Source organism: Saccharopolyspora tripterygii (assembly GCF_054778355.1).
In genome coordinates this window covers 116,644-138,672 of the sequence record NZ_BAAGZP010000038.1, presented here as the reverse complement: position 1 = coordinate 138,672, position 22,029 = coordinate 116,644, and the positions used below count along the sequence as shown (strand labels likewise).

The 22,029-nt window shown below is 70.0% G+C and carries 20 protein-coding genes and 1 riboswitch; of the genes, 4 read left to right on the top strand and 16 right to left on the bottom strand.

Annotation, left to right across the window (positions count from 1 at the left end; all coding sequences use genetic code 11):
* Positions 1 to 160: 160 nt before the first annotated feature.
* The 6 genes from ACYVF3_RS27345 to ACYVF3_RS27320 form a co-directional block, all read right to left on the bottom strand.
* Positions 161 to 1,045 carry a LysR family transcriptional regulator gene (locus ACYVF3_RS27345; RefSeq protein WP_461157129.1) on the bottom strand — a complete coding sequence of 295 codons (885 nt, stop codon included), beginning with the start codon at positions 1,043 to 1,045 and terminating at the stop codon, positions 161 to 163.
* 75 nt (positions 1,046 to 1,120) lie between these two features.
* A complete protein-coding gene (locus ACYVF3_RS27340; RefSeq protein ID WP_461157128.1) occupies positions 1,121 to 3,466 on the bottom strand; it encodes a sulfatase-like hydrolase/transferase in 2,346 nt (781 codons plus the stop codon).
* 276 nt (positions 3,467 to 3,742) lie between these two features.
* A complete protein-coding gene (locus ACYVF3_RS27335; RefSeq protein WP_461157127.1) occupies positions 3,743 to 4,318 on the bottom strand; it encodes a Uma2 family endonuclease in 576 nt (191 codons plus the stop codon).
* A gap of 83 nt (positions 4,319 to 4,401) precedes the next feature.
* Positions 4,402 to 6,255 carry a translation elongation factor 4 gene (gene lepA, locus ACYVF3_RS27330; protein ID WP_461157126.1) on the bottom strand — a complete coding sequence of 618 codons (1,854 nt, stop codon included), beginning with the start codon at positions 6,253 to 6,255 and terminating at the stop codon, positions 4,402 to 4,404.
* A gap of 449 nt (positions 6,256 to 6,704) precedes the next feature.
* Positions 6,705 to 7,085 carry a VOC family protein gene (locus tag ACYVF3_RS27325; protein WP_461157125.1) on the bottom strand — a complete coding sequence of 127 codons (381 nt, stop codon included), beginning with the start codon at positions 7,083 to 7,085 and terminating at the stop codon, positions 6,705 to 6,707.
* 202 nt (positions 7,086 to 7,287) lie between these two features.
* Positions 7,288 to 8,001: a GntR family transcriptional regulator gene (locus ACYVF3_RS27320; protein WP_461157124.1), complete on the bottom strand. Its 714-nt coding sequence runs from the start codon at positions 7,999 to 8,001 to the stop codon at positions 7,288 to 7,290.
* A gap of 116 nt (positions 8,002 to 8,117) precedes the next feature.
* On the opposite strand from ACYVF3_RS27320, the gene manD reads away from it, so the two are divergent.
* A complete protein-coding gene (gene manD / locus ACYVF3_RS27315) occupies positions 8,118 to 9,329 on the top strand; it encodes a D-mannonate dehydratase ManD (protein ID WP_461157134.1) in 1,212 nt (403 codons plus the stop codon).
* A gap of 60 nt (positions 9,330 to 9,389) precedes the next feature.
* Here manD and rpsT read toward each other — a convergent pair whose 3' ends face one another.
* Positions 9,390 to 9,650, bottom strand: a complete 261-nt coding sequence (gene rpsT, locus ACYVF3_RS27310; RefSeq protein WP_461157123.1) for a 30S ribosomal protein S20 — start codon at positions 9,648 to 9,650, stop codon at positions 9,390 to 9,392.
* A gap of 207 nt (positions 9,651 to 9,857) precedes the next feature.
* Between rpsT and ACYVF3_RS27305 the strand changes: the two genes are divergently transcribed.
* Both ACYVF3_RS27305 and ACYVF3_RS27300 read left to right on the top strand, forming a co-directional pair.
* A complete protein-coding gene (locus tag ACYVF3_RS27305) occupies positions 9,858 to 10,664 on the top strand; it encodes a sulfite exporter TauE/SafE family protein (RefSeq protein ID WP_461157122.1) in 807 nt (268 codons plus the stop codon).
* Between the two features lie 21 nt (positions 10,665 to 10,685).
* Positions 10,686 to 11,549: an EamA family transporter gene (locus ACYVF3_RS27300; protein ID WP_461157121.1), complete on the top strand. Its 864-nt coding sequence runs from the start codon at positions 10,686 to 10,688 to the stop codon at positions 11,547 to 11,549.
* On the opposite strand, the gene holA is transcribed toward ACYVF3_RS27300, so the two are convergent.
* On the bottom strand, positions 11,550 to 12,536 hold the full coding sequence (gene holA, locus ACYVF3_RS27295; protein ID WP_461157120.1) for a DNA polymerase III subunit delta: 987 nt from the start codon (positions 12,534 to 12,536) through the stop codon (positions 11,550 to 11,552).
* 97 nt (positions 12,537 to 12,633) lie between these two features.
* A riboswitch (SAM riboswitch) is annotated at positions 12,634 to 12,772 on the top strand.
* Between the two features lie 14 nt (positions 12,773 to 12,786).
* Here holA and thrC point away from each other — a divergent pair.
* Positions 12,787 to 14,055 carry a threonine synthase gene (gene thrC, locus ACYVF3_RS27290; protein ID WP_461157119.1) on the top strand — a complete coding sequence of 423 codons (1,269 nt, stop codon included), beginning with the start codon at positions 12,787 to 12,789 and terminating at the stop codon, positions 14,053 to 14,055.
* 87 nt (positions 14,056 to 14,142) lie between these two features.
* Here the strand turns inward: thrC and ACYVF3_RS27285 are convergent, their stop codons facing one another.
* From ACYVF3_RS27285 to ACYVF3_RS27250, 8 genes are all read right to left on the bottom strand, one after another.
* Positions 14,143 to 16,482: a DNA internalization-related competence protein ComEC/Rec2 gene (locus ACYVF3_RS27285; protein WP_461157118.1), complete on the bottom strand. Its 2,340-nt coding sequence runs from the start codon at positions 16,480 to 16,482 to the stop codon at positions 14,143 to 14,145.
* A complete protein-coding gene (locus ACYVF3_RS27280; RefSeq protein WP_461157117.1) occupies positions 16,479 to 17,288 on the bottom strand; it encodes a helix-hairpin-helix domain-containing protein in 810 nt (269 codons plus the stop codon). Before ACYVF3_RS27280 ends, ACYVF3_RS27285 begins: the two co-directional genes overlap by 4 nt.
* Before the next feature lie 123 nt (positions 17,289 to 17,411).
* Positions 17,412 to 18,272, bottom strand: coding sequence for a DegV family protein (locus ACYVF3_RS27275; RefSeq protein WP_461157116.1), 861 nt, complete (start codon positions 18,270 to 18,272; stop codon positions 17,412 to 17,414).
* 35 nt (positions 18,273 to 18,307) lie between these two features.
* Positions 18,308 to 18,928 carry a histidine phosphatase family protein gene (locus ACYVF3_RS27270; RefSeq protein ID WP_461157115.1) on the bottom strand — a complete coding sequence of 207 codons (621 nt, stop codon included), beginning with the start codon at positions 18,926 to 18,928 and terminating at the stop codon, positions 18,308 to 18,310.
* On the bottom strand, positions 18,925 to 19,308 hold the full coding sequence (gene rsfS / locus ACYVF3_RS27265) for a ribosome silencing factor (RefSeq protein ID WP_461157114.1): 384 nt from the start codon (positions 19,306 to 19,308) through the stop codon (positions 18,925 to 18,927). Before rsfS ends, ACYVF3_RS27270 begins: the two co-directional genes overlap by 4 nt.
* Positions 19,309 to 19,642: 334 nt before the next feature.
* Positions 19,643 to 20,251, bottom strand: coding sequence for a nicotinate-nucleotide adenylyltransferase (gene nadD, locus ACYVF3_RS27260; RefSeq protein WP_461157113.1), 609 nt, complete (start codon positions 20,249 to 20,251; stop codon positions 19,643 to 19,645).
* 281 nt (positions 20,252 to 20,532) lie between these two features.
* On the bottom strand, positions 20,533 to 20,754 hold the full coding sequence (locus tag ACYVF3_RS27255) for a ferredoxin (protein ID WP_461157112.1): 222 nt from the start codon (positions 20,752 to 20,754) through the stop codon (positions 20,533 to 20,535).
* 30 nt (positions 20,755 to 20,784) lie between these two features.
* The gene (locus ACYVF3_RS27250) at positions 20,785 to 21,993 is read right to left on the bottom strand and encodes a cytochrome P450 (protein WP_461157111.1); all 1,209 of its coding nucleotides are present in this window, start codon (positions 21,991 to 21,993) and stop codon (positions 20,785 to 20,787) included.
* Between the last annotated feature and the right edge of the window lie 36 nt (positions 21,994 to 22,029).

Genomic DNA, 22,029 nt, shown 5'->3' with positions numbered 1-22,029 from the left:
CCAGAGGCCTTCACCTGTCTACGGACAACCCACCGGGACAACCTCCCCGGACATCACAGCTAAGTCGAAGTTTTCATGAGAACTTCCTCCCCACCCCATCACCGCAGGTCACCGGTGTTCTGGGGTGGGGAAGTTTTCATGAAAACCTCCCCACCCCAGATCAGCGACGCAGCTCGGCGATGGTCTCCGCCATCGCGACGAACTGCGCCGCTGCCGGGGAGAGGGGGCCTGGGCGCCAGAACAGGACGCCACGGCGGACCACCTTCGGCCGCAGCGGCAGCACGACCGCGCCTCGCGCGGCCGCATCGCGGGCCATCGCGCGCGGCAGCAGCGTCGCGCCCGCTCCGGCCAGCACCAACGGCACGATCATCGCCTGGTGCGCGGTCTCCACTGCGAAGGTCGGTTCGCCGCCGCGGGTGCCCACGGTGTCCTCGATGACCGCGCGCGTGGCGGTGCCGGGCGGAGTGGCGATCCAGTCCAGGGTGGACGACTCGGGCACGCTCAACCGCTTCTGACCGGACGCGGTGCCCGGCGGCAGCACGGCGAAGATCTCCCGGCCGCGCAGCACCATGCTCTCCAGGTCGCCGATGGGGTGCTCGGAATCGACCAGGCCCAGCTCGCACTCGCCGGCCCGCACCGCGAAGGTCACGTCCGTCCCCAGCTCGGGGTCGGCGATGTTGACCGCGACCTTCGGGTTCTCCCGCAGGAACTCCCCGATGAGCTCGGCGAGCGGATCGACCGCCAGCGTCGTCTGGGCCACGACGTCCAGCCGACCGCCGGACAGGCCGAGCACCTCGCGGACCGAGGCCGAGGCCGTGCTCAGGTCCCGCATCACCTGGCGGGCGGGTTCCACCAGCGCGTCCCCGGCCGCGGTGAGCGTCACCCCGTGCGGCAGCCGGTGGAAGATCTTGCCGCCGAGCTCCTTCTCCAGGTTCCGGACGGCGTGCGACAGCGAGGGCTGGGCGACGTGCATCGCCTGCGCGGCCGCGGTGAAGCTGCCGTGCTCGACGATCGCCAGGAAGTACTCCAACTCCCGCCGGTCCATGCCACCTCCCCACGCGCGAAAGTCCCGCCTGCCCGGCATTACACCAGGCAGGCGGGACATCGCCAGGCCGAGCTCCTACTCGTGCGCGGTCCGGAACGCCGACGCCGCCTCCACGTCCGACCACTGGTCGTCGTCAAGATCGACGCGCAACCGCCGCAGCGCGCCGGTGAAGGCGTTGTCGACGGGCACGTAGTCGTCGGTGACCGGGCTCGCCCGGTCGACGCCGATGTCGAAGGTCTCGTCGAAGGCGAAGTAGTACGGGATCGTCGCGTCCACCCGGCCGGAGGCGACCTCGGTGCCGTCGACGCGCAACGTCACCTCGCCGCCCTTGCCGACCCCGCCGCCGTCGTAGTCGAACCGCACGCTGATCTCGTGCTCGCCGGAGCCCACGGCGTCTGGCGCGCGGACGTGCTGGACGACCGAGCCGAAGTAGTTGTAGGCGTAGCAGGGCTTCCCGTCGTGGACGTAGAACGACCAGCCGCCGGTCCGGCCGCCCTGGGCCACCAGCACACCTTCCGCACCGTCCTCCGGCACCTCCACCAGCGCCGTCAGGGTGTGCGAGCGGTTCTTGACGTTCGGCGCGGTCTCCTCGGTGAGCCGCTTGGCGCCCGCGTGGAAGGTCACCGACCGGCGGTCGCCCATGAGGTCCAGCCGACCGGCTTCGAGCGGGTTCTCCCGCTCGGTCATCCGGTCGTCCAGCGGCAGCACGTTGTGCTTGGCGGCCTCGACCAGGAACAGCTGCTGGAGCTCGCGCAGCTTCTCCGGGTGCTCTTCGGCGAGGTCGTGAGACTGCGTCCAGTCCACGTTGGTGTCGTAGAGCTCCCAGCGGTCGTCGTCGAAGGAGCGGCGGACGCCGTCCTGCACCATCACCCAGGGCGTTCCGTGCCGGGTCACGGCCATCCACCCGTCCTGGTAGATGCCGCGGTTGCCGACCATCTCGAAGTACTGCACGCGGTGCCTGTCCGGCGCCTCGGCGTCGTTGAAGCTGTAGAGCATGCTGGTGCCCTCGATGGGCTGCTGCGCGATGCCGTTGACCTCGGTGGGGTGCGGCAGGCCCGCCGCTTCCAGGATCGTCGGCACCACGTCGATGACGTGGTGGAACTGGTCGCGCAGCCCGCCGCGCTCGGCGATCCCGTCCGGCCAGTGCACGATCATGCCGTCGCGGATCCCACCCAGGTGCGACGCGACCTGCTTGGTCCACTGGTAGGGCGTGTTCATCGCCAGCGCCCAGCCGACCGGGTAGTGCGCGTGCGTGGTCGCATCGCCGAGCGCCGCGTCCTGGGAGTTGATGAACTCGGCGCTGTCGGGGATGCCGCTGGCGAAGCGGTGCTCGTTGAGCGTGCCGCCCAAACCGCCCTCGGCGGAGGCACCGTTGTCACCGAGGATGTAGACGAACAGCGTGTTGTCCAGCTCGCCGAGCTCGTCGAGCGCGTCGACGAGCCGTCCGACCTGGTCATCGGTGTGCTCGGCGAAGCCGGCGTAGAGCTCCATCAGCGACGCGGCGGACCGCTGCTCCTCGGCGGAGAGCTCGTCCCAGTGCGGCACGCCTTCCGACCACGGCGCCAGCTCGGCGTCCTGCGGGACCACGCCGAGCTCCTTCTGCCGCGCCAGGGTGATCTCGCGCTGCCGGTCCCAGCCGTGGTCGAACTTGCCCCGGTAGCGCTCCCGGTACTCCTGGGGCACGTGGTACGGCGCGTGGGTGGCGCCGAACGGCAGGTAGGCGAAGAACGGGTTGTCGGGCTTGAGCGAGGTCTGGTCGCGCACCCAGTCGATCGCGTTGTCCACCAGGTCTTCGGACAGGTGGTAGCCGTCCTCGGGTTTGCGGCTGGGCTCAACGGGTTTCGTCCCGTCGAACAGCACCGGGTACCAGTGGTTCATCTCGGCGCACAGGAATCCGTAGAACTTCTCGAAGCCCTCGCCGGTGGGCCACCGGTCGAAAGGCCCCGCCGCGCTGACGTCTCGCGCCGGGGTCTGGTGCCACTTGCCGAAAGCCGCTGTGTTGTAACCGTTCCCCTGCAGCATCTGGCCGATGGTGGCCGCGCTGAGCGGGCGGACACCGCAGTAACCGGGTGCGGCGCTGGCCATCTCGGTCGTGACGCCCATGCCGACGGAGTGGTGGTTGCGGCCGGTCAGCAGCGCCTGGCGGGTCGGCGAGCAGATCGCGGTGACGTGGAAGCGGTTGTAGCGCAAGCCACCACCGGCCAACCGCTCGGCCGTGGGCATGTTGCAGGGCCCGCCGAACGCGCTCGGAGCACCGAATCCCATGTCGTCGAGCAGCACCACGACGACGTTCGGCGCTCCCTGCGGCGGGCGCAGCGGCTGCCTCGGCTGGAAGGCCGGGCTCTGATCGCGGGCGTCGAGGGAGGTCGCGGTGGGCGGCTGAGGATCGGGGATCGGCAAGCGTTCGCGGGAGAAGTCCACCAGCAACCTCCAGGCAGCGTCGAGCCCGCCACTTTTGGTGGCGCACCGAGGAAAACGCCCGATGCGCTCGGTGGGGACTCCGAGCAGCACGGACCATGACGAGCGAATGCTAGCCACGTGTCCGAACCGCACAACCGCCGCCCGAGCCGTGAGAATGAGACCCAGGTCACTTCGTGCGTCACTTCTCGCACGCCACCGCCCGAGCAGACCCATTCTCGATCCGCCCGATAGACGCTCTCTATACCGGTGAGGGGACACCCTCGCGGAGGGACGAGTTCACGCCTTGCGGCGGCGACCGATCAGTTCAGCGGGAACGACGCGCACGGGGAAGGGATGCGCCGCGTCGAAGCCCTCCGACCCGGCGACCTCGACGATCCGCTCGTACTCGCCGTCCTCCCCCAGCTCGAACGCGGTCAGCCTGGGCTCCAGCGGATCGATCACCCAGTAGCACGGCACGCCGAGCCGCTCGTAGAACGCCTTCTTGGAGTTCAGGTCGTTGAGCCTCGTGCTCGGCGAGAGAACCTCGACCGCGAGGACCGGCGCGGCCGGCAGGTACGCCTCGGTGAGATCCTCGTCCCTGGCGACCAGGAGGTCCGGTTGGAGCTCGACCGTGACCGACGGACGCACCGCGAACGGCGCGGGCAACACTTCGAGGTCGTCCGGGCAGGCCGCATCGAGCAGCGCCCCCAACCGGAGAACCACCTTCTGGTGCTTGTAACCGGGGGCGGGCGTCACGAGGAGCGCCCCGTCGAGGAGCTCGTACCGGTGGCCGTCATCGGGCATCGTCTCCAGGTCGTACACCGTGAAGGGGCGACTCTGGACGATGCCGTGCGGACCGGTCGTCTCTGCCATGACTGACATGGTGCCCTCCTTTCCGATCGACGGAAAGTCAACCAGAGGACACCGACAGTCGGTCACTGGTCGTGCACCGAGCGTTACTTCTTGCCGTCCTTGGACTTGTCGTCCTTGGCTTCCGTGGTGGACAGCGCTGCGACGAAGGCTTCCTGCGGGACCTCGACCCGACCGATGGTCTTCATCCGCTTCTTGCCCTCCTTCTGCTTTTCCAGCAGCTTGCGCTTCCGGCTGATGTCACCGCCGTAGCACTTGGCGAGCACGTCCTTGCGGATGGCGCGGATCGTCTCACGGGCGATGATCCGCGAACCGACGGCCGCCTGGATCGGCACCTCGAACTGCTGGCGCGGGATGAGTTCGCGCAGCTTGGTGGCCATCTTCGTGCCGTAGGCGTAGGCGCCGTCGCGGTGCACGATCGCGCTGAAGGCGTCGACCGGGTCGCCCTGCAGCAGGATGTCGACCTTCACCAGGTTGGAGACCTGCATCCCGGACTCCTCGTAATCCATCGAGGCGTAGCCGCGGGTGCGGGACTTGAGCTGGTCGAAGAAGTCGAAGACGATCTCGCCCAGCGGCAGCGTGTAGCGCAGCTCGACGCGGCTCTCCGACAGGTAGTCCATGCCGTCGAGCTGGCCGCGACGGCCCTGGCACAGCTCCATGATCGTGCCGACGAACTCCGAGGGGGCGATCACCGTGCACTTGGCGATCGGCTCCGAGACGTTCTTGATCTTGCCCTCGGGCCAGTCGGACGGGTTGGTCACCACCAGCTCGGTGTCGTCCTCCATCTCGACCTCGTAGACCACGTTCGGCGCGGTGGAGATGAGGTTCAGGTTGAACTCGCGCTCCAGCCGGTCCCGGGTGATCTCCAGGTGCAGCAGGCCGAGGAAGCCGCAGCGGAAACCGAAGCCCAGCGCGCCGGAGGTCTCCGGCTCGTAGGTCAGCGCGGCATCGTTGAGCTGCAGCTTCTCCAGCGCTTCGCGCAGGATCGGGTAGTCCGAACCGTCGATCGGGTACAGCCCGGAGTAGACCATCGGCTTGGGCTCGCGGTAGCCGGGCAGCGGGTTGTCGGCGCCCTTGCGCTCGGCGGTGATGGTGTCACCGACCTTGGACTGGCGGACGTCCTTCACGCCGGTGATCAGGTAGCCGACCTCGCCAACCCCGAGACCCTTCGATGCCTTGGGGTCCGGCGAGATGATGCCGACTTCCAGCAGCTCGTGCGTGGCGCCGGTGGACATCATCTTGATCCGCTGGCGCGGGGTGATCTTGCCGTCGACGACTCGGATGTAGGTCACCACACCGCGGTAGGTGTCGTAGACCGAGTCGAAGATCATCGCGCGCGGCGGGGAGTCGGACACGCCCTCCGGCGGCGGGACCTGCCGCACGACCTCGTCGAGGACCGCGTCGACGCCCTCGCCGGTCTTGGCCGACACGCGCAGCACGTCCTCGGGCTCGCAGCCGATGATGTGCGCGAGCTCGGCCGCGTACTTGTCCGGTTCGGCGGCCGGCAGATCGATCTTGTTGAGCACCGGGATGATCTGCAGATCGTGCTCCATGGCGAGGTAGAGGTTCGCCAGCGTCTGCGCCTCGATGCCCTGCGCGGCGTCCACCAGCAGGATCGCGCCCTCGCACGCGGCCAGCGACCGGCTGACCTCGTAGGTGAAGTCGACGTGCCCGGGGGTGTCGATCATGTGCAGCACGTGCTCGTCGCCCTCGAACACCCACGGCAGGCGCACGTTCTGCGCCTTGATCGTGATCCCGCGCTCGCGCTCGATGTCCATCCGGTCGAGGTACTGAGCCCGGTAGGCGCGCTCCCCCAGAACACCTGTCAGCTGCAGCATGCGGTCGGCCAGCGTCGACTTGCCGTGGTCGATGTGCGCGATGATGCAGAAGTTCCGGATCCGCTCCGGCTGCGTGAACGTGGTGTCGGCGAAACTGCTCACTCGGGTTCCTCGGATGTCGGCGGCGTTCCTACGGCTGTCGGCGTTCGTCGGCAGACGTCGGCCCGGGCTCCCCAGGCGGATGACGCGCAGGGGTCACCCCATAGTCCCACGCCACGCCCCGTGTCCGACGCCCAACTCCCGGACACCCGCACACCGCCGCTCGCCGATGTGGCACGCCCCACCGCCTCGGGGGAAAGCTGCGGGGTGTTCGCTTCATCGAGCACCCGCGCGGGGTCAGCATGATCACCACGCGGAACACAGCGCCCGCCGCGCGCTCGCCACGCGATGCGAGGGGTTCCGTGCACGTCTACCGAATCGCACCGCACAGCCGGCGGAAGAGCAGCCGAAGCGACCACGCCCACTGCGTGGAGCCGGCGCTGAGTCCTGACGTCGTGGCAGTGCGGGATTCGCGGCGGCGTTCGGCGAGCGCTCGCGGGTGCGGAGGAGCGCTAGTCGCCCCGGGTGTCGCGGCGGATGGGGTGGTCAGCGGGAACCTCGACGATGACGATGCGCATGCCGTCGGGATCGGCGATCCAGCCTTCGTGCAGGCCCCAGGGCTTGTGCTCCGGTTCGGCGAGGACGGTGACGGCCTGATCGCGGAGCTCGTCGAAAGTGGCGCGGAGGTCCCGCACCTGGAGCCACAGCACCTGATCCGGGCTCGGCCCCTGATCCCCTCGACCGGAGACCTCCAGATACCCCTGCCCCAGGAAGAACACCGTGCCTCCGGGGAACTCGCGGCACACCGCCAGCCCCAGCACGTCGCGGTAGAACCGCACCGACCGATCGTGATCGGCGGGTCGCAGGATCATCCGGCTGTTCAAGACCTCCATGCCCGCATTTCTACCGCCAAGCCACCCCCACGCCCAGCACCGACCCGAACCCCGGGGGCAGGGGCCGGAGCGAGCCCGGCCGCCGGAGTGCTCCCTGCTCACCACTCGGCAGTTTTGGCCCGAACCGACCGGGCAATTCAGACATTGATCATGGACGGTTCGGACCAAAACTGCCCACAACCCGAACGAGGCCCAGCCGACGTCACTGGAGGACTGTGATGCTGCGCCTGATGGGGCGCTCGTCGGCGCTGCCGACGAAGAGTTCGGGGGACTCCGCCCGGATGCGCTCGACGTCCTCGAAGACGGCGCGCAGGTGCCCGCGGAGAGCCGAGGAGGCGGCGTCGAGGTCGCGGGATTCGAGGCCGTCGACGATCTCGGCGTGCTGGTCGATCAGGGACGAGATGGGGCTGACCGTGCGCAGGCCGAGGCGACGTGCGCGGTCGAGGTGGGCCTTGGCCTGCTCGACCGTGCGCCACGAGTTCGCGTGGCCGGCTGCGGCGAGCAGGCGCTGGTGGAAGGCCTCGTCGAGCTCGAAGAACCGATCCACGTCCTCGGCCACCTCGCGCTGCTGCCGCAGCAGGTCGCGCAGGGCTTCGACGTCCTCGTCGGTGCGGCGCTCGACGGCATCGGCCAGCGAGGCGACCTCGACGGCTTCGCGGACGAACTGGGCGTCGGCGATGCGCTGCGGATCCACCCTGGCGACGAATGAACCGAGCTTGGGGAAGACCCGGACCAGGTCCTCCTCGACGAGCAGCAGCAGACCCTCGCGCACCGGCGTCCGGGACACCCCCAGCTCGCGGGCGAGCTCGTTCTCCGACAGCGGATGCCCGGGCGGCAGCTGCAACGTGACGATGCGCCGCCTGATCTCGCGGTGCGCGGCCACCCTCGCCGAGGTCTTGCCTCCCGTGCTCGCCATGTCCACACCCTATCGAGGACCTTGAACCGTGGCATCCCACCGCTTGTATGGTAGTGCTGATGTTCATCGGCGGCTCGCCCGGATCGGCGGCGGCCGACCCGACCGAGAGGACCGAGTTGTCCAAGATCGTCGACGCGAAGGTCATCGTCACCGCGCCAGGCCGCAACTACGTCACCCTCAAGCTCACCACCGCCGACGGCGTGGTCGGCTGGGGTGACGCGACCCTCAACGGGCGCGAGCTCGCGGTCGCCTCCTACCTGCGCGACCACCTCTGCCCGCTGCTGATCGGCCGCGACTCGCAACGCATCGAGGACACCTGGCAGTACCTCTACAAGGGCGCCTACTGGCGGCGCGGGCCGGTGACCATGACCGCGATCGCCGCGGTCGACGTCGCGCTGTGGGACATCAAGGGCAAGGTCGCCGGACTACCGGTGCACCAGCTGCTCGGCGGGCCCGCCCGGGACGGCGTGCTGGCCTACTGCCACGCCACCGGCGACGACGTGCCAGCGCTGCTCGACGACGTCGCCGCGCACCTGGACCAGGGCTACCTGGCCATCCGGGCGCAGGCGTCGGTGCCGGGCGTCGACAAGACCTACGGCGTCCCGGCCAAGGGCGAGTTCTACGAGCCCGCGTCCTCGAACGTCCCGGAGGAGGGCCGCTGGGACACCGAGTCCTACCTGCGGCACGCGCCCGAGGTGCTGGGGGCGGTGCGGGAGCGGTTCGGGTTCGGCTTCCACCTGCTGCACGACGTCCACCACAGGCTCACCCCGATCGAAGCCGGACGGCTGGGCAAGGACCTCGAACCGCACCGGATGTTCTGGATCGAGGACCCGACGCCGGCCGAGGACCAGAGCGCGTTCCGGCTGATCCGGGAGCACACGACCACGCCGATCGCGGTCGGCGAGGTGTTCAACTCGATCTGGGACTGCCAGCAGCTCATCACCGAGCGGCTGATCGACTACATCCGGACCTCGGTGTCGCACGCGGGCGGCATCACGCACCTGCGGCGGATCTTCTCGCTGGCCGAGCTCCACGGAGTGCGCACGGGATCGCACGGAGCCGGGGACCTCTCCCCGATCTCGCTGTCGGCGGCGCTCAACGTGGACCTGGCGGTGCCGAACTTCGGCATCCAGGAGTACATGGGCCACACCGAGCAGACCGCCGAGGTGTTCCGCTCCGGCTACACCTTCGCCAACGGCTACCTGCATCCCAGCGACGAGCCCGGCCTGGGCGTGTGGGTCGACGAGCAGGCAGCGGAGCGGTTCCCCTACGAACCCCGGTACCTGCCGGTGAACCGCCGCCGCGACGGCTCGATGCACGACTGGTGAGAACGCGCAACGGCCCCTCTCCCGCGACGGGAGAGGGGCCGTTGCGACGACTGGGAAAACTCAGATCTTGTTCACGCGGGCGGCCATGGCCGACTTCTTGTTGGCGGCCTGGTTCTTGTGGATGACGCCCTTGCTGGCGGCCTTGTCCAGCTGACGGCTGGCGACCTGCTGCAGCTCGACGGCCTTGTCCTTCTCGCCGGCGTCAGCGGCCACGCGGAACTTGCGGATGGCGGACTTCAGCGTGGTCTTCACAGCCTTGTTGCGCTGGCGGTTCGCCTCGTTGGTCTTGATCCGCTTCATCTGGGACTTGATGTTGGCCACTGGTGCGCCTCTTCCTCGTCAGTCGAATCGCGTGCCGCACTCGATCGGCCCGGTCCGGGGACCGGTTTCCTCCACGGCGGAATGCCGTACGACACGGTCATCCAGGCTAACACCCCTCACCTGCGGGTTCTCCGGGTGGTCCGGATGCCGCGAGGGTGCTCACAACCGCTCGGATTCGACCGTGCGCCGGAAATACGGTGACACCTCGTGCTCACCGCGTTGAACTGGCCCGGATTCGCCGACCTCACCCTCACCGGGCTGCTGATCCTCTGCGCGGCGGCGTTCCTGGCCGGAGCCGTGGACGCGATCGTCGGCGGCGGTGGGCTCATCCAGCTGCCCGCGATGCTGATGCTGATGCCCGGCGGCGAGGTCATCTACTCGCTGGCCACCAGCAAGATCGCCGCGATCGCCGGAACCTCCGCCGCTGCCCGGACCTACGCCAAGCGCACCCCGATGGACTGGCGCGCAGCGCTTCCGATGGCCGCGGTAGCGCTGGTCGGGTCGCTGGGCGGGGCCGCGCTCGCCGATGCGCTGCCGTCCTCGGTGCTCAACGTGGTGGTGTTCGTCGCGTTGGTCGTGGTCGGCGTCTACACCTGGCGCAGGCCCGACCTCGGCTCGGTGCACGCGCCCCGGTTCGCGCGGCGGTTGCAGCTGGCGCTGATGTTGCTCGGTGGCGCGGTGATCGGCTTCTGGGACGGCATCGCCGGGCCTGGAACGGGTTCGTTCCTGGTGTTCTGGTTGGTCAGCCTGGTCGGGTTCGCCTTCGTCACGGCTTCGGCGACCGCGAAGGTCGTCAACGTCGCCACCAACCTGGGAGCGCTGGCCTTCTTCATCCCCGCCGGAAAGGTGCTGTGGGGACTGGGTTTGGTGATGGCGGCCTGCAACATCACCGGCAGCGTGCTGGGCGCGGCGCTGGCCGCGGGTCGCGGGTCGGCGTTCGTCCGCCGGGTGTTCCTGACGGTCGTGGTCGGGCTCGTGTTCAGCCTCGGCTGGAAGATCGCCCTCAGCGGCTGAGGCTGTAGGCTCCGGGCACTCATGAGCGCTGCCGCTGTCGTTCTCGTCGTCCTGGCCGCGTTCGCGCACGCGGGCTGGAACTTCTTCGCCAAGCGCGCCGGTTCCTCCGGCGCGGGTTTCGTGTGGCTGACCGCGACCTGTTCGTCCGTGCTGTACCTGCCGGTGGCGGCCGGGGCTCTCCTGATCACCGGAGCTCCTCCGCTGGGCGCCTGGACGCTCGGAGTCCTGGTCAGCGCGACCATCCACCTCGGGTACTTCCTCCTGCTGCAGCGCGGCTACTCGGTGGGCGACATGTCCGTGGTCTACCCGCTGGCCAGGGGAACCGGCCCGATGCTGTCGATGGTCGTGGCGGTGCTGGTGCTGCAGGAGCGACCCGGGTGGCTCGGGGTGTGCGGCGGTGTCCTCGTGGTGGCAGGGGTTTTCGTGATCGGCCTGTCCGACGGGGTGCCGCGCGCAGGGGCGAACCTGGCGGGGGTCGGCTTCGGGCTGCTCACCGGGGCGTTGATCGCGACCTACACCGTGTGGGACGCGCACGCCGTCACCGGGCTCGCGCTGTCACCGCTGCTCTACGACTGGGCCAACAACGTCACCCGCAGCGCGCTGCTCGCCCCCTACGCCGTGCGCAGGCGCGGCGCGCTCGGCCGTATTTGGACCGAGCACCGGCGGGAGATCATCGCCGTCGGGGTGCTCTCGCCGCTGGCCTACATCCTGGTGCTGTTCGCCATGCAGATGGCGCCGGTGAGCCTGGTGGCCCCGGCGCGCGAGCTGAGCATCGTGCTGGCCGGGCTGCTGGCGTGGCGCGTGCTCGGCGAGGCGCAACCGGTCCGGCGGATGACCGGCGCGGTCGTGGTGCTCGCCGGTGTCGTGCTGATCGGCGTGGCCTGATCAGCCGCGCTGGTTGCGCAGCGCGACCAGCCGCAGGACCGTCTTCTCCAGGGCGTAGTCGGCGTCGGCGGCCATGCCCTTGACCCCCGCGTTGACCTCGGCGACGACCTGCAGCGCCGCGGCGAGGCTCGTCGGTGTCCAGCCGCGCGACTGCGCCAGGGCCTTCTTGACCTTCCACGCGGGCATCCCGAGATCCCCGGCGAGCCGGTAGGGGTCGTTGCGACCTCCCGCCGCGGCGACGCGGCCGATGGTGCGGACGGAGTCGGCCAGGGCGTCGGCGATGAGCACGTGCGGCACGCCCAGCTGGATCGCCCAGCGCAGCGCCTCCAAGGCTCCCGCCCGGTCACCGACCACGGCCTTCTCGGCGACGGCGAACCCGGTCACCTCGGCGCGGCCCCGGTAGTAGCGGCCCACGGCGTCCGCGTCGATCTTGCCGCCGGTGTCGGCCACCAGTTGCGAAGCGGCGGCCGACAGCTCCCGCAGGTCCGACCCGACGGCCTCGACCAGCGCGCTCACCCCGCCGGAGTCGGACTTGCCGCCCGCCCTGCGGATCTCGTCCTTGACGAACGCCTCGCGCTCGGCGGGCTTGGTGATCTTCTTGCACTCGGTGACGCGCGCGCCGATCTTCTTCAGCGCGTTGGGCAGCTCCTTGGCCTGTTTGGCCCGGCCGCCGCCGCTGTGCAGCACCACCAGCGTCACGCCCTCCGCAGGCTGCTTGGCGTGCAGCAGCAGCGCTTCCGCGATCTCCTTGCCCGCGTCCTGCGCCGACTCGACCGCCAGCACGCGCGCCTCTGCGAACAGCGAGGGACTCAGCATTTCAGCCAGCTCCGGCGGGGTGAGGTCACTCACCTTCACCCTGCTGAAATCCGCGTCCGGATCGGCGGCTCTCGCGGCCCCGACAGCGGCCCACATCGCGCGCTCGACCAGCAGCTCTTCGTCTCCGAGCACCAGGTGCAGCGGGTCGGCGACAACGGTCGGGGAGCTCATGAACGAATGGTCCCACGGGGCCGCGACAGTCCCGCCATCTGGATGCGCACTGGCCAGGAACACATTCGTTCAACTAACGTTGCCCTCACAATCGAATAGCTCATCCAGAGGGGCAGAGGGAACGGCCCGTTGAAGCCCCGGCAACCGTTCGTCCGATGCATCGCGCAAAATTCCGGCGCGAGGTCACGGACGCAAAACAGGTGCCAATTCCGACCCGTCCGCGGGACAGATGAGGAGAGGACCTCGCGCGATGACTGCTGCTGCCCACGCCAACACGACCGCTGGCAAGAAGTTCGATCTCGGCAATGCCGTCGAATTGGTGTCCAAGGAAGAGGGACACCGGCAGCCGTTGGCCCCTGAGTTCGTCTCCCTCGAAGACTTCTCGCCGCTCGAGGTCGCCTACGACTTCGGCAAGATCCGCCGCGAGGACGTCGAGTCCGGTCCGCGTTCGATCTGGCGCTACAAGCAGTTCCTGCCCGTCCCGGGCAACGTCGACCAGATCCCCAACACCGAGCCCGGCTGTACCCGCTTGATCCAGGCGGACAACCTCGCCAAGGCGCTTGGCGTGAAGAAGATCTGGATCAAGGATGACACCGGCAACCCCACGCACTCCTTCAAGGACCGCGTCGTCGCCGTCGCGCTGGCCGCCGCCCGCGAGTTCGGGTTCAAGGTGCTGGCCTGCCCGTCGACCGGAAACCTCGCCAACGCCGTGGCCGCCGCTGCCGCCCGCGCCGGCTGGGACTCGGTGGTCCTGGTGCCCAAGACCCTCGAGCGCGCCAAGATCCTCATGAGCGCGGTCTACGACGGCTCGCTGCTGGCCGTCGACGGCAACTACGACGACGTCAACCGGCTGGCCACCGAGCTCGCCGGTGAGCACGAGGACTGGGCGTTCGTCAACGTCAACGTCCGCCCCTACTACTCCGAGGGCTCCAAGACGCTGGGCTTCGAGGTCGCCGAGCAGCTGGGCTGGCGACTGCCCGAGCAGATCGTGGTGCCGATCGCCTCCGGCTCGCAGTTGACCAAGGTCTACAAGGGCTTCAACGAGTTCAGCCAGGTCGGCCTCGTCGACGAGAGCCCGGTGAAGATCTTCGGCGCGCAGGCCAGCGGCTGCTCCCCCGTCTCCACCGCCTACCGCAACGGCCACGACGTGGTGCAGCCGGTCAAGCCGGACACCATCGCGCGCTCGCTCGCCATCGGCGCGCCCGCCGACGGCCCCTACGTGCTCGACGTCGTCCGCAAGACCGGCGGTGCCATCGAAGACGTCACCGACGACGAGGTCCGCGCGGGCATCCGCCTGCTGGCCCGCACCGAGGGCATCTTCGCCGAGACCGCCGGTGGTGTCACCGTCGCGACCGCCAAGAAGCTCATCGAAGCCGGCAAGATCGACCCGGACGCCGAGACGGTCTTGCTGATCACTGGTGACGGTCTCAAGACCCTGGACGCCGTCGAGGGCGAGCTCGGACCGAAGGCGACCGTCGCGCCGACCACCGAGTCGGTGAACCAGGCCCTCGGCCTCTGATCCAGTTGTAGACGAGCACTCCTCTCCTGCGAGCGGGTGGCGGTCCCTGCGGACCGCCACCCGCTTCGTCGTTCCCGCTTCGGACGGTCATCTCTCGTCGGCGCGCAGCGGGTCCCCGCGCGCGGCGAAGCGAGGCCCCTGCGGCCCCGGCAGGACGGCGATGTCTCCTTCCTGGTCGGTGCGCAGCACCCGCGAGCCGGCACGGGTGAGCGCACCGGTCACGAACGGGTTCGGGTGCCCGTAGTCGTTGCCCGCACCGACGCTGATCAGCGCGAGCCTCGGCCGGACGGCTTGCAGGAAGCGCGGTGTGGTGTAGCGGGATCCGTGGTGCGGGACCTTGAGCACGTCCGCCCGCAGATCCGCTCCCGACGACACCAGGCGTCCCTGTCCCTGCAGTTCGACGTCACCGGTGAGCAGCACGCGACCGGCCGTGGTCGTCGCCCGCACCACAAGGGACGCATCGTTGGCGTCGTCGGCGGTCTGCGTTCGGGTCACGCCCGTGTCGGGCGCCAGCACGTCGAGGACCAGGGCGGGCCAGTCCAGTCGTTGACCGGCCTGCAGCGTGACGACCGGGGTGCGGTGCGCCCTGGCATCGCGCGCCAGATCGTCGAAGGCCCACTTCGGTTCGCGCAGCGGTCCGATCGCCACCGCGCCGACCGAGGTCTCGCCCAGGATCGTCCGCAGCCCGCTGACGTGGTCGGCGTGCAGGTGCGTGAGCACCGCCATCGAGACCCGGTGAATCCCCAAGCGCCGCAAGCAGTTCGCAGCTCGTCGGGGGTCCGGCCCGGTGTCGACCACCACGGCCTCTCCCGGCCTGCCGGTGGCGAGCACCAGACCGTCGCCCTGGCCCACGTCGCAGGCCACAACGCTCCAGCCCTGCGCGGGCCATCCCGGCAGCATGGTGCGCACCGGCAGCACGATCAGCGCGCTGAGCAGCACCGCGACCACCGCCAGAAGTCGAATCCTCCTCCCCCGCAACGCGATCAGGCCCACCAGCACCAACACCCCCAGGAGCAGACCGCCGCCCGTGCCGGTCGGCCAGTCGACGACCGCCCCCGGCACCGCCGAAGCGCGATCGGCCACCAGCAGCACCCATTCCAGCTCCGGGCCCGCCAGCTCGACCCAGATCCACGCCACCCACGACGACACTCCAGCGGTGACCGTGGCCAGCACCCCGAACACCGTCGCCGGGGCGATCACCGGTGCCGCCAGCAAGTTCGCCGGAACCGCCACCAGGCTCACCCCGCCCGAGATCGCCGCGATCAGCGGTGCGGTGACCACGTGCGCGGCCACCGGCACCGCGATCGCCTCGGCCAGACCGACGGGCACGCCCCGCTCGCGCAGCGCTGCGGCCCACACCGGTGCGAGCAGCACCAGCCCGGCCGTAGCCGCGACCGACAGGGCGAAGCCCGCGCTGGTCGCCAGCTCCGGCAGCAGGAGCAGCAGCGCGATCACGCTCGCCGCCAACGCCGGCAGCGCCGAGCGACGCCGGCCCAGCACCAGCGCGAGCAGCGTGATCGCCCCCATCACCGCAGCGCGCAGCACGCTCGGCTCCGGACCGGCCAGACCGACGAACCCGACCAGCGCCGCACCCGCCCCGATCGCGCACACGACCGGGCCGAGCCCCAGCAGCCGGAGCAGCAGCAGGGCCGCGCCGCAGACGATCGCCAGGTTCGCTCCCGACACCGCCGTGAGGTGGCTCAGGCCCGCTGTCTCGAAGTCCTGCTCCACCTCCGGGGCCAGGCCGCCGGTGTCGCCGACGACCAGCCCCGGCAGCAGACCCGCCGCCTCCGGACCCAGGTGCACGGCCGCGGTCTCGCGCAGTCCCGCTCGCATGCTCGCGGCCAGCCGCTGCCACGCGGGCGGCGCCGAGACCTCGCCCGGTTCCCGGTACACCGGCAGCATCGCCACGACGAGTTCGCCGTCGCGCGGCGGCGCCACCCTCGCCGTGACGGTGAGCCGTTGTCCTGCGATCAGCCCACGCCACGAATCCGTGGGCACCAGCAGGACGATCGATCCACCCGTCTCGTACCGGCGTCCGGCGATCTCGGCGCTCACCAGCTCCGCTCGGGCCAGCGAGCGGTCCTGCGCCCTGCTGGCACCGAAGGCCGCCCCGCGCAACGGGTTCGGCGCCGTGGACAGCTCGACCCGGACCGTCACCGGCTCACCTGTTCCCGCCGCGTGCCGCAGCGGATGGTCCTCGACCCGGTGAGCCCGCAGCGCGATGCCGCTCGCCGCCACGCCGGCCAGCAGCAGGACCACCAGCACCGCCCTGGCACCCGGCCGCCGCCGGATGATCAACGCCAGCAGGCCTGCGGCCAGAGCCGATGCGGTTGCCGGCAGCCAACCCGCCCACAAGCCGAGCAGGGTCACCACCCAGACCGCCGCCGCCACCGGGACCAGCCGCAGGTCCAGCGGGCGGGTCACACCCTGACCAGGTCGCGGAGCTTGGTCAGCCGGGAGTCACCGATCCCGCCGACCTCGCGGAGCTGATCCACCGAGTCGAACCGGCCGTGCTCGGTGCGCCACCGCAGGATTCGATCGGCGGTGACCTCCCCGACTCCGGGTAGTCCATCGAGCTGCTCCTTCGTCGCGGTGTTGAGATCGACCTTGCCGTCGCCGCCCGTGCCGGTCTGCCCGGCTTGGCCGCTCTGGGCTCCTGGCGGCACGGGGATGGCGACGTAGAGCTGCTCGCCGTCGGACAGGCGGCGCGCGAGGTTGAGGCCGGTCAGGTCGGAATCGGGCAGCGGCCCGCCCGCCGCGCTCACGGCGTCGGCGACCCGCGCCCCTGCCGGGACGGTGACCAGGCCGGGGCGCTGCACGAGGCCGACCACGCTGACCACCAGCTCGGGCGGTGCGGCAGGGCTCGCCGACACCGGTGGTGGCGGAGCGGGAAGGGGCGGTGGTGCGGATTCGGCGACGGGACGGCCGGACCAGGCGAAGACGAGCACGCCGAGGAGCACGAGTGCCGCGACCAGCGACAGAGCGAGCACGCCGGCGCGTCCGGGATCCACCCTCGATCGCAGCAGGGATTCGGGCAGCCATCGCTCCGCGAACCGGTACCACGGCGAACTTCGGGCGCCGTCCGGCGGATTCACGGAGTAGTGGGGCTGAGTTCGTTGGGTGGGTTCGTCGTGCTCGGCCTCGCGGCGCAGCGTCTGCAACCGGGACCGGGTGTCGAGCTGCTCGTAGGACTCGTCGTCAGCGGCGCGCTGGAGCTTGGTGTCGAACATGTCGACGACGATAGCTCGACCGAAAGCCGCTGTGCACCTTTATTTTTCGTGCATCTGACTACTGTGGACCGAACTTCGCCGGGATTCAGCTCGATGGTGTGGAATCCGCACCCCGAAGGGGATTCACCCGCTGAAATGCCACCCGTTCGGGAGAACCACCACTCCCACCGATCCGGGGCCGATGTGGGCTCCGATGACCGCGCCGACCTCCGAGACCACGCACTCCACCGACTCCCCCAGCTCGGCGGAGAAGCGCCCCGCCAGCTCTTCGGCGTGGTCGGCGGCCGCGAGGTGGTGCACCGCGATCGCCGCCGATCCTGAACCCGCCGCGTCCAGCGAGAGGTCGCGCAGCCGCGCCATCGCGCGAGTCGTGGTGCGCACCTTCTCCAGCGCGTCGATCCGCCCGTCGTGGACGTGCAGCAGCGGTTTGATCGACAGCGCCGTGCCCAGCACGGCCGCCGCGGTGCCGATGCGGCCGCCGCGCCGCAGGTACTCCAGGGTCTGCACGGAGAACACCGTGGTCGTGCGCGCGGCCGTCACCGCAGCGGTGTGCTCCACCTCGTCCAGGTCGGCACCCGAGGCGGCCGCGTCGGCGGCGGCGAGGACGGAGAAGCCCAGGCCCATCGCCGCCGACCGGGAATCGATCACCCGGACACGTTGCGGGTCGGTCTCGCGGGCGGCGAGCCGCGCCGCGTCCCAGGTCCCCGACAGCTGCCGGGACAGGTGCACCGCGACGACCCCTTCGGCCCCGTCGTCCAGCGCCTGCCGGTACGCGCGAGCCAGCTCGCCGGAGGTCGCGCTCGCGGTCGTCACCCGGTGCTTGTTCTCCAAGGCCTGGGCGAGGTCACCGGGCGTGAACGCGGTCTCGTCGACGGGCTTCCCGCCGTCCACGCCGACGTGCAGCGGAACGACTCGAATCCCGTACCGCGCTGCATACCCGGACGGCAGGTACGCCGTGGAGTCGGTGACGACGGCAATGGACACGAACGCAACCCTACGACGTCAGACGACAGATGCGATCACGCGTGGTCTTGCGCACCCGCGTTGAAGACCAGCAGCCGCCAGCGGTGATCGCTGGGGCTGCGGCGCTTGAGAACCACCCAGTGGCAATTGCGCACGCCGCCCAGGCCCGGCCAGAGCTCCACCGGCAGGGCCAGCAGCTTCGCGGTGAGCGCGGTGATCAGCCCACCGTGCGCGCACAGCAGCGCGGTGCCGTCGTACTGGTCGTCGAGCTCGGTGACTACGTCGAGGGCGCGGGAGGCGACCTCCACGCGGGACTCGCCACCGGGCGGCGCCCACGTCGGGCTCGCGCGCCACGTGTTGAGCGCACCCGGCCAGCCGTGCTCCACCTCAGCCCCGCTGAGGCCCTGCCACTCGCCGACGTGGGTTTCCCGCAGTCGCTTGTCGAGCTTGACCGGCTCACCGCTGACCTTGGCGTAGGCGGCGGCGGTCGTGCGCGCGCGGTTCAGGTCGGAGCTGACGGCCACCGCAGGCTCGAACGACGCGATGGTGGGCGCGGCCTGCTCGGCCTGCTCGATGCCGTGGGCGGTCAGCGAGCTGTCGAGGTGCCCCTGGATGCGGCCGGCGAGGTTGTAGTCGGTCTCGCCGTGCCGCCACAGCACGAGCCGGTCGAGGCTCACTCGTCTTCCTCTGCCGGCAGGCCCTGGTCGACGAACTCGATCTGCGGGCAGTCCTTCCACAGCTTCTCCAGCTGGTAGAAGGAGCGCTCCTCGGCGTGCTGGACGTGCACCACGACGTCGACGAAGTCCAGCAGGACCCATCGCCCCTCGCGGGCTCCCTCGCGCCGGACCGGCTTGACGCCTGCCGCCCGCATCTTCTCCTCGACCGAGTCGACGATCGCTTCGACCTGCCGCTCGTTGGGAGCCGAGGCGATCATGAAGACGTCGGTGATGACCAGTTGCTCCGAGACATCCAGCAGGACCACGTCGGTGGCCTTCTTGTCGGCCGCCGCCTGCGCGGCGATCAGGGCCAGCTCGCGGGCGTTGTCGGTGGCTGCCACGTCACTCCTCTCGACGGGGCTCGGTGTGCCCACGCCGGGTAGCAGGATAGGCCGCCGGTCCCGGTGGGGACCCGCCCGGCCTCCTCATATGAATCCTTTATCCCCGAGCGGTGCCCTCGGCTTCAACTCCCCCGAGCGCACCCCGTCCCGCCCGAGAAGACCGGTCCCTGCCGAGGGAGCTCACAGTCCATTCACTCGGGAGCGACCCGCAGCGGGGACTCAGGTTTCGTGGGGTGGGGAAGTTTTCATGAAAACTTCCCCACCACCCCACCACTTCGCACCGGATTCGTGCCTGTGCGGCCCGAGGTCCGTTCTTGTTGGAGCGTTTCCGCTGTTAGGGGCCCCACTCGGCTGCTGGGTCGCGGTAGAGGCCTCGTTTGGTGATGTACTGGACGATTCCGTCCGGGACGAGGTACCAGACCGGTAGGCCCGCTCGGACGCGGTCGCGGCAGCCGGTGGAGGAGATCGCCATCGCCGGGATCTCGACCAGCGACACCGACCCGTCGGGCAGGTGAGCGCTGTTGAGGGAGTAACCGGGGCGCGTGACGCCGATGAAGTGGGCGAGCTCGAACATCTCCTCGACCCGGTGCCAGGACAGGATCTGCTCCAGGGCGTCGGCCCCGGTGATGAAGTACAGATCGGCGTCCGGGAACTCCGCGTGGAGGTCGCGGAGCGTGTCAGCGGTGTAGGTCGGCCCCTTGCGGTCGACGTCCACCCGGCTGACCAGGAACCGCGGGTTGGACGCGGTGGCGATCACCGTCATCAGGTAGCGGTCCTCGGCCGGCGAGACGATCTCGTGGCTCTTCTGCCACGGCTGCCCGGTGGGCACGAAGATCACCTGTTCGAGGCCGAACTGGGCCTGCACTTCGCTGGCGGCGACGAGGTGTCCGTGATGAATGGGATCGAAGGTGCCACCCATGACCCCGATCCGGCGGCGAGACATAGCTGACAACCCTAGAGAAACATCACGACCAGGCACGTCGGCGGGGCGTCTCGGGGTGTCGGAGACCACGGTTCCGGCGCGGGACCCCCTCAGCTCCCGCGCCGGTTCCGCGGCCGACCGCGGAACCCGGTCCAGGCTCCCCCCTCGACCGGGCCCCGCGGCCCTGCGCGATCCTCGGCGGCTGGGGGCCCACCTCAGACCACGGGCGCTGCCTCGCGGGCGCGCACAGGTGAGACCCGCGCGCACCGGAAGTCATGACGGCAGCAAGCCCGTGACCTGCCTCACTCCTCCGGAGCGACGACCTTCCCGGTCTCGAGCTCCTTGACCAGGATCGCCTCGACCGGGCAGGACTCCGCCGCGTCGACGACGTCGTCGTCGGGCTCGGTCCGATCCTGCAACGTCGTCGAGTAGCCCTCGACCAGCTCGAAGTGGTCCGGGGCGACCCCGGCGCACATGCCCGACCCGATGCAGGTGTTCGCGTCGATCTCGATCGACCAACTCATCAGCTCACCTCTTCTTCCGTATGAGCGAGATCACCGGACACCTTGCCATGACACCACCATCCGGCGGGGGCCTCGGACGAGAAGTCCGGTCTTCCACGCCACGTCCGCCTCGGGCGAGTTCGGGAAACCCAGCCCGGGAAGCCTGGTGAGCAGGGTGCGCAGCGCCACCTGGAGCTCCAACCGGGCCAGCTGGGCGCCGAGGCAGTGGTGCGGACCGTGACCGAACCCGACGTGCGAGGCCTCGGCCCTGGCCAGGTCCAGCTCGTCCGGGTTCTCGAAGATGGCGTCGTCCCGGTTCGCCGAGCCGACGCTGGACAGGACCGGCTCGCCCGCGCGCACCAGCACACCGCCGAGTTCGACGTCCTCGGTCGCGTACCGGGCGAAACCCGCGCCGACGCCCAGCGGCACGAACCGCAGCAGCTCCTCCACGGCGGGCGGAACGAGGTCCAGGTCGGCGCGCAACCGCTCCAGCTGCTCGGGGTGGGTCAGCAGCACGTGGAGGAAGTTGGGGATCTGCGAGGCGGTGGTCTCGTGCCCGGCGACCAGGATTCCGGCCGCGAGCCGGACCATCTCGTCCTCGGAGAGCTTGTCCTGCTCGTCGCGCGCGGCGATGAGGCCGGTGATGAGGTCATCGGCGGGCTGCGCCCTGCGCTGCGCGATCAGACCGGCGATGTAGTCCATCATCCGGTCCGTGTAGTCGGTGACCTGCTCGGGCGAGAGCTTGTTGGTCGACAGGAACGCATCGGACCAGACCCGGAACCGCTCGCGGTCGGCGAACGGGACGCCGAGCAGTTCGCAGATCACCGCGATCGGCAGCGGCAGCGCGAACTCCTCGACCAGGTCGGCCGGACCGCCCCGCTCGATCATCCCGTCGACGAGGCCGTCGGCGATCTCCTGGGTTCGCGGGCGCAGCTTCTCGACCCGCCGCTGGGTGAACGCCTTGGCGACCAGCCTGCGCAACCGGGTGTGGTCGGGCGGGTCCATGCTCAGGATCCCGCCGGTCTGCTGGCGCGGGCGCAGTCGGGGCTCGTCGTGCTGGAGGGTTTCCGCCCGGCTGAAGCGCGGGTCCCCGAGGACGACCTTGACGTCCTCGTAGCGGGTGGCCAGCCACGCTTCCTCGCCGTAGGGCAGCTTGACGCGGCTCAGCGGCTCCTGCGCGCGCAGCCGCGCGTAGATCGGGTCGAGGTCGAGCGCCTCGACGACGTTGAACGGGTACGTCCTCGGCTCCGTGGTGGTCATGCACAACTCCCGCGCGAGACAACGTGTGTAAGCAGT

Excerpts from the sequence above, each read along its gene's own strand:
- ACYVF3_RS27320 (WP_461157124.1), bottom strand. The coding sequence starts at position 8,001 with ATGGCGAGCACGGGAGGCAAGACCTCGGCGAGGGTGGCCGCGCACCGC.
- ACYVF3_RS27335 (WP_461157127.1), bottom strand. The coding sequence starts at position 4,318 with ATGGCAGAGACGACCGGTCCGCACGGCATCGTCCAGAGTCGCCCCTTC.
- ACYVF3_RS27345 (WP_461157129.1), bottom strand. The coding sequence starts at position 1,045 with ATGGACCGGCGGGAGTTGGAGTACTTCCTGGCGATCGTCGAGCACGGC.
- thrC (WP_461157119.1), top strand. The coding sequence starts at position 12,787 with ATGACTGCTGCTGCCCACGCCAACACGACCGCTGGCAAGAAGTTCGAT.
- ACYVF3_RS27280 (WP_461157117.1), bottom strand. The coding sequence starts at position 17,288 with ATGTTCGACACCAAGCTCCAGCGCGCCGCTGACGACGAGTCCTACGAG.
- holA (WP_461157120.1), bottom strand. The coding sequence starts at position 12,536 with ATGAGCTCCCCGACCGTTGTCGCCGACCCGCTGCACCTGGTGCTCGGA.
- nadD (WP_461157113.1), bottom strand. The coding sequence starts at position 20,251 with ATGTCTCGCCGCCGGATCGGGGTCATGGGTGGCACCTTCGATCCCATT.
- ACYVF3_RS27325 (WP_461157125.1), bottom strand. The coding sequence starts at position 7,085 with ATGGAGGTCTTGAACAGCCGGATGATCCTGCGACCCGCCGATCACGAT.
- ACYVF3_RS27250 (WP_461157111.1), bottom strand. The coding sequence starts at position 21,993 with ATGACCACCACGGAGCCGAGGACGTACCCGTTCAACGTCGTCGAGGCG.
- ACYVF3_RS27255 (WP_461157112.1), bottom strand. The coding sequence starts at position 20,754 with ATGAGTTGGTCGATCGAGATCGACGCGAACACCTGCATCGGGTCGGGC.
- ACYVF3_RS27300 (WP_461157121.1), top strand. The coding sequence starts at position 10,686 with ATGAGCGCTGCCGCTGTCGTTCTCGTCGTCCTGGCCGCGTTCGCGCAC.